Below are 17,752 nucleotides of genomic sequence, written 5' to 3' on the forward strand. Positions count from 1 at the left end.
ATTAGTATTTAATGGTTTACAATTTCAACTACTATCTTATATACAAATATATTATATGAATGTTTCATCAATTAAGGGTAGTGGAGCGTTATTCATGTGCAGAAAAATGGTTGTTAATGATTTTGTCCCTCATCCTAGCATAGTAAGTAACTATATCCGATGCTAATTTATTAGCTAGAGATCTTAAGGTAGATTCATTTGGTGAAAGTAATTCACCCTCGTGTAGTATTGTAGAACAACGCAGTGTTTTTTCTAATTCAATTTTTATAAAATTTCTTCCTTGTTCTAATAGCATATCAATTTTGTTAATTGTATAAATTTTGGTTATATTTCTTATTAATGATTTTGGAATGTATATCCCATGTATTTTCACAAATAAGTATTCCGAAATATTATTGATGTCAATTTTTTCTATTTCAGATGCAATGCTATTTGGTAGGTTGTATAGGAAGTATAATATTGAAAGCTTTATCAAAGCAGTAATTTTATTCCTTCTGAAGATTCCGATGCGTTTTATATTGGCACATAAATCAGTATTTGAGCTAAGATTAATATAACTTTGAATTATATGTGAGAATTTTTCATGAGGAATTTTATCTATTTCTATCACTATTTTTTTGCATGATTCCCGTAATTTATAAAAAAAATCTTTATTATGTACGTATTTATGCTTGACGCATGGAATAGACATGCCTGGAGTTATTACTACATCTGTTGTTGATACAATGTCATCAATGTACGGGGATATTTTATCCAAAATATATCTAGTTATGTTAGAGTAGGTGTCGGCTATTTTTTCGTTGGCCTTATACGTATTGTAATCGACGATCTTGTCTTTAAACTCTTCTATTATAGCGTCGCTTATCAATCTGTCACTGTCAAAATTAATTTTTTTGATAATGTTTTTATATATGCTGGTAGTTAACCCAGTAGAATATATGTTGATGTAATTATATGATTTTTTAGCTATAAGCAAGTTATCTGGCATTATATTATTTACGTAATTTTGAGCAACATATTCTTGCTCTTCCCCTGTATCTGAAGGATGGTCTTCTGGCGTTTTTAACTCTGTTGAGCATATATACTCGAATACAGGTAAATGAGATTTAATCCTAGATATCATATTGTGATATTTTTCACTACTTATACCAAATGTTGAGGTGCATTTGGTTGTGTCATCTTGGTTTATCATGTTAAAAGATGTGGATGGTTGTTCTTCATTCGCATAGTAGTTTTCCATATCCATTAATAAATAATTAGTCATAGATTCTACTAAAGATTTACTTGGTGAAAATGTCATGTTTTCAATTAGCACAACAGACTTTCTAAGTTCTTCTGCTATTCTATCCTTTTTGTGAGACTTTTTAGTTTCACAAATGTTTAATATGTTTCTAATAAACGATTTATTAACATATACACCATGCAACAGCGCAAACACACTTTCCAAAACTTCAGCCTCTTCAAATTTTTCTATTGCTGATATAATTTTAAACGGCAAATTGCGTATGGTGTGTACTATTAAAGATCTTACTTCCACTGAGAGTAGTCTTTTTCTCCTGTAAGGACTTTTTCCTATACCAAAGTTTGCGCTGGAATCTATGCATTTAGATGATCCAAAATAAAAATTATTTTGAATTTTACCCAAAAATTTCTCGGCTTGTATTCTTTCTACATTTGTTGCTATTTCTCTACAATACTCATTCAGTCTGTTGAAGAATATTTTGTTTGATATATACTCACGTTTTATATCTGAAATAGACATTCCAGGAGTTATGGATATATCCGTACTTATAGTGACTCTATTTATATATCCATGAAATCTATCTGAAATATATTTATGTATATTTGAATAAGTTTGAGAAATATCTATAGAAAAGCCATCATAACCACTGAGCTTTATTTTTTCCTTAAACTCCGCCATTATAATCTCTCTAAGTAAAAATTTCTCATCAATATCAATTTTATCCACAGCATTTTCATATATGCTCTTAGTCGATATCGAGTCTATATCAGTGAACTCGTATACCTTTGATGATAGTTCCAGTTCTTCTGGCATTGTATATTTGGAGTAATTCTGAAGAGTATTTTTTTCATTGTTAGGTGATTGTTGTTTTTCGTATGCGTTTGATGCAGTACACTGATTGTTGTATGAATTTGATTTGGTGATACTTTGCCAAACATTTAGCTTCTCTCGATTGTAGAAATATTTAGGTGTGTCTTTTTCTGAATCTGGGTCTGGGTCTGGATCTGAATCTTCGATTATTAGTTTGTACCCATTCCTAAAATAAAGGGTGGTTATGTCCGTTAGCAAATATCTTGCCATTAATTCTAATGTAGATTTATTGGGTGAAATAGTTTTTCCACCAATAAAAATAACCGACTTCTCAAACTCTTTCTTTAATATTTCTTTTAAAATATATCTGTTAATTTTTAAGTATCCATTTTCAGTTACAGACATATTGCAGTAATAAACATTTAGTACACTTCTTATTAATGATTTAGAAACATATGCGCCATGTATATACGCAAATGAACTCTTAGAAACATCTGCTATCTCAAGATTTGCTATTACAGATTTAATTTTGCTTGATAAATTAAATATATTATCTATTACCAGGTTCTTAGATAAGGTTGTGAGTCTATTTCTTCTAGGAGTGGCAATTTTTCGTACACTAGTTACTAAAGATTTTCCCGAACCAAACTTTATGGAAGTTTGAATTGTATATAAAAAATCTTCATGAGGAACTAATTCAATTTCTTTTGCTGTTTCTTTGCAATATTCATCTAATCTGTCAAAGAAAATTTTATTTGCAATATACTTATTTTTTATATCTAAAATAGACATCCCAGGAGTTATGGATATATCTGTAACGGGAGCGATGTTACTAATGTACTGATAAACTTTGTTCAGAACATATTTGAGTATGTTTAAATAAGTTGGGTAAATGTTCATACTCGATTCATCAAAACCTTTAGTGATAATTTTTTTTTTAAATTCTATTAATATAGCGTTCCTAAGTAAGTTGCCATCATCAATATTGATTTTCTTAACTGCATTTTCGTATATACCGACAGTAAATTTACTTGATCGTATATCAGCGAAAGTATACAGTTTTGATGCAAATGTTGTTTCTTTTTGATATTTATATTTTTTAGACATAGCAGTGCTAAGTTCTTCTTTAAATGTTGTTTCGCAAAGCCCGCTAATTTCACTATTTTGTTCAATATTTTGGAGATATTCATTATCGTCAAATTTACGTTTTGTACCTAAACATATTTGATGTTTTTTTTCTAATTCCATAACCTCATTGTTAACTCTAGTTATTGTACCTGCATCAACTGTTTGCGCATTACATTGTTCTACAAACTCCTGTGTTTGTGAATTAGACTCATTAGAATCAATGATATCATCAAGTAAATATTCTAGCGATTTGTCATTTTCATCACTATTTATTGCATATAACGAATACGATAATAAATCGGACAGTAAATTATCATTTTCATCATCATTTGTTGTGTTGACCGGTTTAGGAGATGCAGACCTTCCTAGGTCAATGCCAGGAATGTCAGTATGACATAGGTTATTTTTCAGCGCGTAATCATCATGATTGTACACTGTAAGTGTATTTTCAAAGGAGTTTTGATCAATAATGACGTCATCAGTATTGCTAATGATTTCTTCGTTATTGCTTGCTGTAGAACTGTTACCAAAAAGATGTATGCTCATATATCTAATACCCAATACTCAATTAAATTAGAAGTAAAATGTATCTTTCTCCTTAGGGGGGATAGTACACTAAAATAATAAAATAAGTACGAACCAGTGTACATTTTTAATTGATAATACTTTACCTAACTGTTTAAATATAAAAAATAGTATTTGCTTATAGAAATGTTAGTGAAAAAATTGACCACTAATTTTTGTGCGTCTTCTAATAGAACTACACTGTTTTAGTTATGCTAATGTATTAAATGGTGTCTATTAGTTATTAATTTTTACTGACATGTGTTATTTTTCGCTAACTGATTTACACAATCAAATGCCGATGTTTAATTAGAATAATAAAATTTTTAAGAGCGAATGTATATGCTAATCATCCGATGATAAATTAGTAGTTATTAATTTGTCTTTCGTAATATTTTGTATGCAGAGTGATATATTATTTAAGAATTCATAGAAAAATATCATTGCTGTGTAAATTTGAATGCTTTGTTGAGTTATTTATATAATCTTATTTAATTCATATCAAAACTAAAACCTACATGAAGTAACAACATTAACTTATTGTTTTTTTAATAAAAATCACGAGTATAATAATTGATAATTAATATAAGAGTAGCATATTATTTTCCGATGATTTACAACTATAGTTTGCTTGGTTTAAATTAATGATAATAAACGGTAAGGATTGATATCAACTCATAATGGTGATAATTAATAATTATTCGCTAGTTTTATCATTAATTCCAACTTAACTTTACTCAGTATTAGATTCCTGATTTCTTCTTCTGCTATCGATACTTTGTTATTGCTAATAATCATAATTTTCTTCTCTATTTCCTTCTTTAGTTTGCCTAATCTGTTTTCTATGAAATTTTTTACGGTTGTATACTTGCTGGAGTCATTGTAGAATCTATCCATGTGTCCAGATAATATCGTATGACTGGCTATTTCTTTTTGTGTAGATTCAGAAAAAATTCTTATTTTTGATATTGATGAATTATCAACATATACATTATGATAAAGAGAAAAAAATTCTCCTACAAGATGTGATCTAGGTAGCATTCTTATAGAGTTTGAAATTTTTTCTGGGATATTTGAGATATTATAAGCCAACAACTGTGAGAGAAATTTAGCCAGATTATTCTCTTCTTTCTCAGATAATTTGGATCTCATGTTTCTTCCAATAACTTCATATATTATGCTTTTGTCGGACCTTTCCAATTTATTTATAATTGTAATACAATGTTTGCGTAATCTATTAAAGAATCTTTCATTTGATATATACGCTATCTCGAATTCTTCCATCGTCATTCCTTCATGTGGATTAATTTCAACCTTTATTTCTTCTTCGAATTTATTCATGAAAGCATTGATTATATCTACAATGTAATCCTTGATACTATCTTTTCCAATGTACCTCGAATACGATGTATCAACATTAATTGTTAATATAGCAAATCTATACACTCCAATGAGCCTAATATTATCAAAGCTCCATAACTGTGAGTAACAAAATAACTTAGAATTAAATTTGTAATATATGCTATTAGCATCTGATAACAAATGTTCGAGCATTAATTCTGTCGTATATTTATTTAATGAAAATACCTTTTCCTCGTGAAGCACAATTGATTTTTCTAGGGCTTCTTTTAACTTTTTCTTTGCTAGTGCAAAATTAAATTGTAGAGATTTATTCTCTATCATTGTTTTTTCAACATAATCATGAGTTTCAATTATATCCATAATTAATGATTTAGTTACATATACATTATGCAGAATTACAAACATTCCACTTAAAATATCAATAATTTCAAATTTTTTAATTACATCCACAATCTTTTCAGGCAAATTATTCAACGTGTCTATTATCAAATTTTTTAATTGTTGAGAGATTCTACGTTTTCTTTTATCGGCAATAGTACTTATGTTTGTTTTTAAAATTAATCCGCGTCCAAATGAAAGATTACTTTGCATTATAGGTAAAAATTCCTCAAGTGGCATTTCATCTATGTCTCTTGAAATTTCTTTACAACACTTACGTAGTTTATTAAAGAAAGTATCATTTGATATGCAGCTATCACGAACATCTGTAATAGACATCCCTGGCGTTATAAATACATCTGCATAATGTATAATGCTGTTAATGTGAGGGGAAACTACGCCGCAAACATATTTGCGAATTTTCGAACAAGTAAGAGTGTAGTCCATGTGTGATAGGTTAAATTTTTTATCTTCAATTTTGTTCTTAAACTCTTCTACTATTACTTTTCTTAGCGATTCTTTGTCATCGATGATAATTCTTTTAATAGCGTATTCGTATATGGTTTCAACTGGTCTATCGTAGTAAATATTGCTTATTCGATGTGATGGCGAGACAATTCTTAATTCTTCTGGCATTGATATTTTTTCATAAATTTGAAATGTGTTTTTTTTCTCTACGGTAGAAATAGATTCCAGGCGTGTATTTTTCTGATCGTCATTCACAAATTCCATATCAAATAATTCTTTAACTGTGATTTTTTGTTCAGGATTAAATTTGTCTTCAGTTTTAACATATGGTCTCTTTAGGGCAGAGTATGATGATTTTTGCCCATGGGAAGCTTTATCTCTATTGCCTCTAATGGTTGATTTTGTCTTTTGATTTAAATGTTTGTAATTAGGATAAGAAGTACCTGGTTCAATTGCTGTTGTCGTATTACAAAATTCTTTACTAGTACTGCTTTGATTAATACTTTCTACGTATCCAATATCAATGCTTTGTTTTCCCCCATAAGATGTTGATGGCTGTTCTAGAACTTGTTCAGGATCATAACCAGTGCCAATTACTTTTTTTGTATTTACTTCAACTAAATCCGGGAACAAATCTCTCAATAAACTATCTACGGAAGAATCGGTTTTTTTGCTAAAACCTATTGATTGATCAAGGGGCAACATAGGTTCATTACTATTGCGTAATTCGTTACTTGAATTGTCGCTTATATCATCAACATTACTTATGTTAGAGCTAGTTTTTGAAAAATATGAACACATATAGTAATACCTAAATAATTTGAGAAAAGTTATTCTTACAGACGTATGGTACTTTAATAATAATATTATTTAATGTTTAATTTTTATTCAGAAATATAAATTTTTATTAAAATTAGTGGTCTCGTTAAAAATAAAACAGCGCTACTTATGTTATCTCCTTATAGGAGTCGCCAATTTTTCCTTAATTGTTTCTAGTATGACTACGGCATTAATGTGCCCCCAGATCCTTGTTTACAAATTAATTTTTTTCATAAACTATCTGTCCAATAACGTACAATCGTTCCAGCCATAGCAACTACGCGATTGCCACGAAACGATTGTACACAACCTAGTAAAATAGGCAAGATAATCATAAGTAAGGACATGATTTGTGTTTACATCACACAGAACTTATACCCGATCTTTTAATACATAAATTTCTGTATGAATTAAGTGCCAGTTCCATTATATATAGCTCAAACTTAATAAATAAATTATCTCTAGCTTCACCTTCCGCGATTACCATTTTATCATCAAGTGTTATTTTTTTGCTTGAAAATGAACTATTCTTAATAATGATAGGTTCATTGCTTTCTAGTATAGTTTTCAATTTAGTATCAACCAATTCTCTTACTAAAATTTTTATATAACCATGAGTCGACAAATCTCCGGAAATAATGTAATTGTCAATAATTGAATCAAGATGGTCATTTTTTGTGACATCCACATGTTCATCTATTTCCTGATTGATATATTCTCTGATGTGATTGCAAATATTACGCGAAGATGAAAATAGCACCTCATCATTTTCTACCATTTCTTGCGCAGCGTTGAAGACTAATTTCACTTTTAGTAGTGATTTGTTATCAACATACACATCACAAAATGGAGAAAAATAACCTTCAACAAGTACTGGCTTTGGCAGCGATCTAATCAGATTTGCTATTTTTTCTGGAATGCTGCACACATTTTTTGACAACACCATCAAAATATCTTCGTTAAGGGTACGCTTAACCTTGTCAGACACCGCAACTTTTAGCTTCGAACCAACTAAACTAACGTATGACTGAATTAAGGTACATGATATATTATCCCATGGAGTTTTATCAATTACTCTGCTAATTTTTTTTTCCATTCTTCCTGCAATTTCACTACAAAACCAGTTTAATTTATCTAATGACAGATTGTTTGATATATGAGCATTTCTAAATTCTTCTAAAGTCATACCATTATACAATTTTATTTCGGTTAGTCTTTCTGCTTCTATCTTATCCAAGAAAGGTGTGATCGATTCTACTATGTAGCCTCTGAGGCGAGAATATGTGGCAACAAGGTTAGGCTCCGGTCTCTTTGATAATTCAGAAATATAATTTTTTACTGACTTTAATGATCTAGTTTTATCTATGAACGCACTACTGAAATTGCCCTCATCAATAGAAATCATTGAAAGGGCAATTTTGTATATATTTGTGGGAACGGCAGTTATATATTTATTCAAAGACGATGTACTTTCACGGTACATGTTTACTGCAGCACGTTTTTCGTTTTTTTCACCTAAGTTACAATTATCTAGTATCGGAGATTCTATTTTGTTCTCATTAAGTGCTTTATAGTGCGTATTGTAACTAGCCTCAGTTATGTCCGACAATAGGTATGCGGTGATTAATTTAACTGTGGAATCATTTGGAGAAAATACAATCCCATTATGGAGGAAAAAGGAAGTATTTGACCATTCTTTTAACTCAGCAATTGCTTGGTCAAATAATTGTTCGTAATCATTGAAATCATTCTTCAGAGGCTTGTCTTTCTCTATTTTTTCATTAATAGAGTTATAGATACTAACAGTTTTTCTTATAAGTGATTTTGATACATGTGCTCCATGGCAAAATGAAAATAAACCTGATGTCATTTCTTTTGAGTCATAATTTCCTATCACATAAATAATACGTTGCGGTAGACTAGAAATAGTATCTAACAGTAGCTGTTTTAGTGCCATGCAGATGTCAATTTTTTTTAGTGATGAAGTCAAAATTATCGTTGAATTAAAAAAGATCCTGTCTTGAATAAGATTAGAGAATTTTTCATGAGGAATTTTGTTAATGTCTCTCATTATCTTTTTGCAATATCTGGATAATCTATAGAAGAAAACACTATTTGATGTACATCTGGTTTTCATATCTGAAACATTCATTCCGGGTGCTAGTAACACGTCTGTTTCATGCATGATGCGATTGATGTACTGAGAAAATTTGCCGCAAATATATTTACGTATCCTTGAATAAGTAGGAGCTAGACTCACAGTGTGTTTAAGGAACTCTATTTCTTCAATACATACTCTTGATTCTAGCAGGATGCTATTTGCTAATATACTATCTCTTAATGATCCATTATCGTCAATGCTAATTCTTTTAATGGCTTTTTCATATATACCTGAGGTATATTTATCAGAAAATATATCATGGTAATTATATGCCATTGATAATATTTGCAAATCATTTGGTATTGTGAATTTATCACAATTTTTAAAGCTGGAATGTTGTTGCATAGCTGAAGTTAAATGTTTATCTAATTCTTGTGTTTGTGTGTAATACTGGGGTTCCGTAAAGTAGCAGCTTTGGTTGTGATCGGGTATATAGATTGTACTAGGATGTTTTTTGCTGCTAGTGCTCTGTCTGTCATCTAATCTATCTTTACTATTACCAAATTTTCTTTTTGTATTAGGATGCGTTGGGTATTGTTGATCGCAAGTATTAAATTCGTAATCATTTATAATTGTAAGCTTTGCAGTATTGTAATCAGATTGTGCACCGTATGTTGTACTAGGTAAATTAACTAAATTTTCTGTTACAGTGGTGTTAGTCTGACTATTGTATTGATTTGATTCATTAGTTATGGAAGTTTCTAACGAATAAGATAATAGTTCATTTTCTAATAAAGTGTCTATATGTAAATTTAAACTTGGATCAAAATACTGGCTGTGATACAACTTCTGGGAAACGTCGTTGTTACTCGTGTCATTTTCAAAATATTGTTGTAAATTGTTATGGTAAGTAATTTCTAATGAATGAGGCAGTGATTCATTTGATGATAATTTAGTATTTGCGTGTTGATTCATATCTAGATCAAAGTATTGCTTATGAGGTAATTGATCCTCGGTACCGCTGTTGTCTACCTCATTGTTAAAATATGGTTGCAAATTGTCATAGGCAGTAATTTCTAATGAATGAGATAGTGATTCATTTGATGGTAATTGGGTATGTGTATACAAATTAAGATCTAAATCAAAATATTGATTAAGGGGTAATTGGTGTTCGTCATCATTGCTATTGACATAATCGTTAACTACTTGGCTTAATCTGTTAGCGTAATTTCCATCCAATGAACTACTAAGTAATGGTTCATTTGCTAATAAAGTATCTGCATCTACATGTGAATTCAAGTCTGGATCAGAACATTGATTATGAAATGATGGATGTACACCACTACTACTAGTGTCGTTTTCAATTCTTGATGACTTATTAATATCACTCATCTTTAAATTATTTGCTGCAGTAAAGTATGGATACATATAAAAATTCCTACCTGACCTAAAAATAAATTAATAATAACCTACGGATTTTATACTACATCAATTTAATACGGTACAGAGCCTAATTTTAATTGTTGGTCATATTATTTTCAAAAAATATCTCACAATTAATTACATATAATGCTAATGATTAAGAAAAGGAAATTTTATTTTTGTAATTTATTCAATCTGCAAAGTACATCGTAGCGGTGAAGACATTTTTATATTCTACTACACGTGAACGATGAAATTTTAATTTATCTTTATTTTAACAAAAAGGGTATAGTTGGCATATACGTATGAGCAAGTTCAAATGTGTTAAATAACTAATGGTGATGTTTGTACAATTCATAATTATGACAAATATTTATTATGGCACCAGGTGCAAATGATTAAGGGTAAAAGGTGACTATGTTTTATTGCTTTAATAAGAACCATACTTGATTTTACAATAAATGCATTCCAGTCTACAATGATTAACAGGTTGGTTTATATTATAATTTATAACTATAACAGTTAGTTGTTTTAAGTTATGCGGGTGATTCTATGATTGGTTTTGTCTCCTAAACAACTATTTCTTTTTTTAATGAGGAAGATATTAAGTTTTATTTCTTAGCGTCATGTCTTTGTATTATATGCATAGTTTATTGGAAAAATTTTACGGCGTATTAATTGAAAATTTTATTCAATAATGAGTAGGTTATTTCAAGTCTGTCATTTACAATATTAGTGCATTGATCAAACTATCTGTGATGATATTTACTATAATAAATTCACCTTAATTTAACCTAAATCAGTTGAATACATTAAACCTTTTTCTACATCAAATTTTGGAGCATAGAATTTTTAATTTTCTTATTACAATGCTATCCTAGATATTGAGTTTGTATCGCTCCTGAGAAAAGACACGGTAGCAGAAATTATCTTCTAACCGTGCCTAAAATTACATGATGTGATAATTAATATTATGAAGCGAACTATGTTTTACTTAATTATGCCGGCATTTTTAATGCACAAGTTTCTATATGTAATGATGGATTTTGATATTAGTGATCGCTTAAGCCGGCTTAAAATCTTATCTTTAATTTTTTCATTTGCAACCAATACCTTATTGCCAGAAATAATCATCACAGGATCTCTTAGTGTTCTTTCTAATTTTTCTGACTGTCTTTCTGACAATTTTTTTAAATATGAATAGGAAGTATTACTTTTATCAACAATAAAATTGTCAATTAATGCGCACATGTTACTACGGCTTGCATCATTAACTTTTTTAAGTAATATAAGTTTTTTAACAATTCTCGACATGGATTTCATTAATTCTCGATCAATTAATATTTTTTTTCTCGTGTATTCAAAAATTTCTGTTGCCCTCATCAGCGATCTATTATCAACGTAATAACCGCCAATAAGAGAAAAGAACAAGGGAATAACGCTAGATTCAGGTAACAACTTAATTATATTAAAAGCTTTTATCGGAGCAGACAAGATATTATCTATCAATGATTTTCTCACATCTTCGATAAGACTATTCTTCATGGTATCTGAAAAATGAATTCTGCTCGAATCCTTTAATACTCCATCCCATTTTACAGTAGCTGGCATTATTCCATACAGTACGGCATTATGGCAGATTTTGGTATTTCTAACAATTTTATCACATAATTTGCTGAGCTTTTGAGATGATGTGCAGTTTGATATATATGATGATTTAATTTGTTCTATAGACATACCACTAAGCAGCTCAACTTTAGACTTAATTTCTTCTTCAATCTCATCCAAGAAAGGATAAAATTGACCCAAGATGTGATCTTTGACGCGACCGAACATAATCTTAATTCTTGGACTGACAGGAACTTCACTAATCTGCCTCTTTAGTAAATATTTTTTGTATGATTTGTCTATCAAAGACGTTTTGAAGCTTTCTAAATCAATTTCTATCATAGCAAAAGACATTTTAAATAATGACTCCTGTCTTTCATTAAAAGGGTCCCATTTACATGAAGATGTCTTAGAAATATATGCTGCTTTGAGCTGTACTAATGATCCATCAATTGCAGGAGATGACTTGAGTATTTTAACTTTTGTGCAATTGTAACGAGAACTCAAGTTTTTATCACGCGTTTTATTTCCACTTCTGCTACTAATAGCCTTTGTGGGTTTACTACAAGCATTTTTTATGTCCTCCAATAAATATTTAACCATTGATTCTGCTGTATATTTATTTAGTGAAAATATTTTTTCTCCATAAAGCACAACAGATCTACTTACTTCTTCTTCTAACTTGGGAGAGAATTCGTTAAGCAATTTCATGTAATCTTTAATATTATCTATTTCAGTTTTTTCTACCTTTTCTTGTACAGAATGAAGAATAAAATTTGTTGTTCTTAGTGCTGATCTGGATATGTGTACTCCATGAACAAGCGAAAACATGCGATTCAATACATCGGTGTTTTTAAGTTTCTTGATTTCATTAATAATTTTCTGTGGCAAATCAATTATAGTATCAACTATTAGCTTTTTTAACCCGTGGGATAATGAAAACTTTAGATCTTTAGTTCTTGCAAACAAAAAAGCATCGTATCCTCTAAAACAAAACTTAATTTGAGTTATAGGTAAAAAATCTTCATGATCAATTTTTTTTATTTCCATTAACACATCTTTACAGCATTTAAAAAGCCTTTTAAAGAAAAGGTGATTAGAAATACATGCAGATTTTACAATTGCAGGAGACATTCCAGGTGCTATTACCACATCTGTATTGAGCATAATGTTATTAATGCGCGAGGAAATCTTATCTGCAATATATTTTCTAACCATTGAATGAGTAAATGAAAGATCAATGGACGAGGGGTCAAGTCCTTTGTTTTTTATCTGATAAGCAAGATTTGTTATTATAAAGTTTTCATACGATCTGTTATTGTCGATCTCAATTGATTTAATAACATACTCATATATTCCTACAGTTCTACGATAATTAACTTCAGCACAACGATAGTGTGGGGTAATTAATTGCAATTTTTCTGGGATAGCGTATCTTTCAATATTACTTGCTGTGTCTTCTTCTTTAGTGTCAAGAGAATATTGTTCTTGTTCCATTGTATGTTCCATAAAACTTGGTATATCATCTTCTTCAGAGCTATTATAGCAATACTGTTCTTTTTTTCTTTTTTGTTTCGAAAAACTCTGCAAGGTATCTTCTCCTGAGCTGCTCGAATAATGTTGTTTTTGTTCCATCGTATTTACTGCAAGAAATCCTATGTTATCTTCTTCGTCACTATTTGAATAATGTTGTTCTTGTGTTATAGAATTGCATTGTTCCAATGATGGTTCATTTTGCAAGCTAGTTGAATAATCATATTTTTCCGATGATTCATAGGCTGTATTTTGCAAATTAGTTGAGTAGGTGTATCTTTCCGATGATTCATAGGCTGTATTTTGCAAATTAGTTGAGTAGGTGTATCTTTCCGATGATTCATAGGCTGTATTTTGCAAATTGGCTGAGTAGGGGAATCTTTCCGATGATTCATATGCTGTGTTTTGCAAATCGGTTGAGTATGGGTATCTTTCCGATAATTCATATGCTGTATTTTGTGAGCTAGTTGGATAAGGGGATTTTTCAGATGCTGCGTAATCTGAATCTGATTTTTGCAAGCTAGTTGAGTAAAGGTGTCTTTCTGATGATTCATTTGACGTATTTTGTAAGCTGGTTAAGTAATGGTATTTTTTCGAGGATTCATTTGGTTCGTCTTGAAAGTTAGTTGAACAAGGTTGCATTTCCGGTGATTCATGTGAGTAACTCGGGAAGTTAGTTGAGTAATGATCTTGTCCCACTGATTCGTGTGATGAGTTCTTAATGCTAGTTTGATAATAATGCTGATCTAGTGATTCGTGTGGAGGGTTTGGCAAATTAGTTAGATAATGGTACGGCTCCAACGTTTCACATGAGGCATTTTGAATATTGCCTGAAGAAAGATATTGTTCACACATAAAAAATTATTCCCCCTTCATATGGGTAAAGATACAATATCTACAACGACGCGAGATATTGGTAGATTACTAGGTAAAAACTATAGTTTCATAATAATGAGCGTTAATGTTTACTGCGGCACTTGTTGTAAATGATAAAATGCTAAACAATCAACATTGCTTTCATTGAAACTATTTTTGAAAAATACACACATGCATTGCATCTAGGCTAGCTATGTCTTCTCCATATTAACATGAAGATATTCCATGTCCAATATTTTGTATTGTATTTAATTAATTAACTGCTAAATTAAAAGTAGATAAGAAAATTGGTATGTGAACGTAGTGATAGCAAAAAATAAAACGTTGTATGTTTTTTATAAGATAAATATAATTGTTGATAGGTTAGTAATATTTAAAGATACAAATGAATCATAACTTATTATTTAGAAATGCTAATAGAAATAGCGTGTCGTTATTTAGGAAATTCATAAAATAATAATTTATTGTTTATTTTAGTTTATATGTGTAATTTTATGATCAGGAATTTATGCGCTAAAAATAGATGTTGTTTTGATAAAATGAGAAACATATTTACATAATAAAAGTTATTTTCAATGCAATAATTAAGTTGTATTAACCTGACAGTTGTTAATGACTAAAATGTATCGGTTGAGGGGTGTGTGCTAAATTTATGTATGTATCTAGTTTTTATATCTAATATTATAAACACCAGATTTTTTTAGACAAAGTTCTCTGTATATCTTTATGGATCGTGACATCAGGGAAAATTTAAGCTTGGATAAAATATGATTTTTTGTTTTTTCATCTGCAATTGAAATCTTACTGTTATCGTGAATAATTATCATGGATTCACTTAAATCTTTTTCCAACTCAACAAATTGTTTTCTTACTGAAATTTTTAGATATTCAGATGCAGATAATTTCCCATCAACAATACAGTAGCTAATGGGTTTATAAAGATCGTGCGTTTTACTAAATTTATTGCTTCTGGCAAATAATTTAATACCTTCAGATATCTTATATACAGATTCACTTAATATTTTATCATTCATTAATTTTTCTTGTGTTGATTCAAACACTGCTTTTGCTTTTAGTAACGATTTATTATCAACATATACATTATCAACGAGAGAGAAGAAACATCCTACAGTTTTACATAGTGGTAATGATTCAATTACGCTTGTAATTTTTTCTTTAATACTCAGAATGTTATCTGTTAATAGTTGTCTTATTATATTAATAAAATTACCCTTGGTTTTTTTCGAGAAATGCATTCTTCTTGATCTTTTTACTCCCGATTCTAGTTCTATGGATGATGGTATAAGATCAAATAACACCTCGTCATCATAATTTTCAGTGCGTTTAGTAACTTTGGTGCACAGCTCTTGTAGTCTATGATGGAAAAAGTTACTTGATGTATACGCCAATTTAAATTGTTCTATAGACATTCCATTAAGGGGCTTAATTTCAGATCTTATTTCTTCTTCAATTTCATCTAGAAAAGGACCAAATTCATTGGAAAAGTAAAGCTTAATACGATTACACATACAATTGAAGTTAGGATTAAATGAAATTTTATTAATACATCTTCTCACAGAAATTTTGTTATTAGATTCAGAGATTAAATGATTTTTAAAATTTTCCGTGTCGATTTTAATCATTGTGATAGCTAATCTATATAATCCAGTAGATGGTCCTATGCTAGATGGATCCCAACGGTATGGATGTTTTCTTAGAGACATAGATGCTTTTTTTGATAAAGAAGTTTTTTCTGTATCAGTGGAAGCCTCTAACATAATTGATTTTGAAGAAATAGAGTTAATTGTATTGCCATACATTTTATAATAAAATTTAAAACAAATATTGTTTATATCTCTTAGTATGTATTTAATCATCGTCTTTGCAGTACATTCGTTTGGTAAAAATGTTTTTTTTTCGTGCATAACAACTGAGCTTCTTACTAATTCCCCCAATTTTGACGTATGTTCTTCTAGTAATTTTCTATAATCATGGAAATTGCTCTTCGGTGGGTTGTCTTTTGCTATTTTTCCTTTAATATGATTGATAATGTAATTTATGTTTCTTATTAATGAGTTAGATACATATACGCCATGAACAAATGGAAACATAAAGTTGGATATTTCTGTCGTTTCAAAATTACTAATTGCATTAATAATTTTGTTTGGTAAATCATATATGGATTCTATTATTAAAGCTTTTACCACTTGGGAAAGTATTTTTTTTCTATACTTGCCTTTGATCCATAAAACGTTTCCAGGTCCGAAATAAGCTTTGCTTTTCATTAGAGGCAAGAAATTTTCGTGACTGAGCTTACTTAATTCTGTTGCAATGTTCTTGCAACAATTATTTAGCTTAAAAAAGAAATGTCTATTTGATATACAATTGTATTTTATGTCTAAAACAGACATTCCTGGATTAATAAGTACATCTGCGGTCGTAATTATCTCGCTAATATAAGGGTTAACTTTGTCTGCAATATATTTTCTGATTACTGAGTAGGTACTAGAAATATCAATATCTAAAGGGTTAAAACTTTTCATTTCAATAAGTTTTTTGAACTCGTTTAGTAAAGAGATCTTAAGTGATTCCTTATTATCAATATCAATCTTTTTGATAGCGTGTTCGTATATGCTTACGGATATTTTAGTAGAACATAAATTATGATAAACGTATAATTTTGATGTTAGTTGTAATTCTTTTGGAATTACATACTCTACAGGGTGCTGGAAAGTATGGACTTCTGGGACACCTAGTGAAGAGTATTGTTTAGTAATGGATTGATCAATTTCTAGCGGAAAATATACATCATAATATTCATTGCTTTCAATGAGTTGTTTGGTATTAATTGCATCAACATATTGGTTATCCAGTTCTTGAGTAAGAGGTGGTTTATCTGTAGTGTTTGTTGACTCCCTAGAGTTAAGAACATTTTTTTCTGTTGTTTCAACCGATTCTAAGTTATTAGTAGCTATTGTCGTGTTTGATTCATCAAATTTATCTACATCATGTAATAAATGTCTCAACAAATCGGTGCTGTTTGCGACCTTATAGCTGTGTGTCTGATTTGTAGTAAAGCTTGGTAAGTTATGAAGCAATGTATCTTCTATTGGACTATCTACATAGGAATTATGTTGATCACAATCTAATTTTTCAATATTATCTGGAGATTTGTTCGAGCTATTAATGTCGTCTGCACTACGGTTTATTGCTGGAAAATGCGAATGCATATAATGATGCCTGTGTAATTGGTTCGCAAAATTTTGTTTCAACTTACAAAATAGTACACTAAGTAGTACTTGATGTTAAATCTTTGTTAAAAATATTATGATTTTTTTAAAAGAGTTGTAGTTAATTGTTTTGGTAATGGTTATTAAATTTTTTAGATCAAATAATGTAGATATAAAAAAAATATTAATATATCCATTATTGGTGCATGA

The 17,752-nt window shown here is 29.8% G+C and carries 5 protein-coding genes; all 5 read right to left on the minus strand.

Annotated features, from left to right (window positions below):
* Nucleotides 1-88 precede the first annotated feature (88 nt).
* The 5 genes from Arg41_RS04860 to Arg41_RS04880 all read right to left on the minus strand — a co-directional run bounded on the left by Arg41_RS04860 (nt 89) and on the right by Arg41_RS04880 (nt 17,542).
* Nucleotides 89-3,727 (minus strand): hypothetical protein, encoded by a 3,639-nt coding sequence (locus tag Arg41_RS04860; protein ID WP_092490529.1) that lies wholly within the window; start codon nt 3,725-3,727, stop codon nt 89-91.
* Between the two features lie 708 nt (nt 3,728-4,435).
* On the minus strand, nt 4,436-6,754 hold the full coding sequence (locus Arg41_RS04865; protein WP_092343613.1) for a hypothetical protein: 2,319 nt from the start codon (nt 6,752-6,754) through the stop codon (nt 4,436-4,438).
* A 379-nt stretch (nt 6,755-7,133) separates the two neighbouring features.
* A complete protein-coding gene (locus Arg41_RS04870; RefSeq protein WP_092343614.1) occupies nt 7,134-10,301 on the minus strand; it encodes a hypothetical protein in 3,168 nt (1,055 codons plus the stop codon).
* 984 nt (nt 10,302-11,285) lie between these two features.
* Nucleotides 11,286-14,291: a hypothetical protein gene (locus Arg41_RS04875; protein ID WP_092490530.1), complete on the minus strand. Its 3,006-nt coding sequence runs from the start codon at nt 14,289-14,291 to the stop codon at nt 11,286-11,288.
* Nucleotides 14,292-14,974: 683 nt separating this feature from the next.
* Entirely contained in the window at nt 14,975-17,542 is a 2,568-nt protein-coding gene (locus Arg41_RS04880; protein ID WP_092490531.1) for a hypothetical protein, read from the minus strand.
* Between the last annotated feature and the right edge of the window lie 210 nt (nt 17,543-17,752).

Source organism: Candidatus Ichthyocystis hellenicum (assembly GCF_001460935.1).
Classification (GTDB): domain Bacteria; phylum Pseudomonadota; class Gammaproteobacteria; order Burkholderiales; family 2013Ark19i; genus Ichthyocystis; species Ichthyocystis hellenicum.

Bases quoted from the DNA above. Each gene is read 5' to 3' on its own strand.
- Arg41_RS04860 (WP_092490529.1), bottom strand. From the start codon at position 3,727: ATGAGCATACATCTTTTTGGTAACAGTTCTACAGCAAGCAATAACGAA.
- Arg41_RS04865 (WP_092343613.1), bottom strand. From the start codon at position 6,754: ATGTGTTCATATTTTTCAAAAACTAGCTCTAACATAAGTAATGTTGAT.
- Arg41_RS04870 (WP_092343614.1), bottom strand. From the start codon at position 10,301: ATGTATCCATACTTTACTGCAGCAAATAATTTAAAGATGAGTGATATT.
- Arg41_RS04875 (WP_092490530.1), bottom strand. From the start codon at position 14,291: ATGTGTGAACAATATCTTTCTTCAGGCAATATTCAAAATGCCTCATGT.
- Arg41_RS04880 (WP_092490531.1), bottom strand. From the start codon at position 17,542: ATGCATTCGCATTTTCCAGCAATAAACCGTAGTGCAGACGACATTAAT.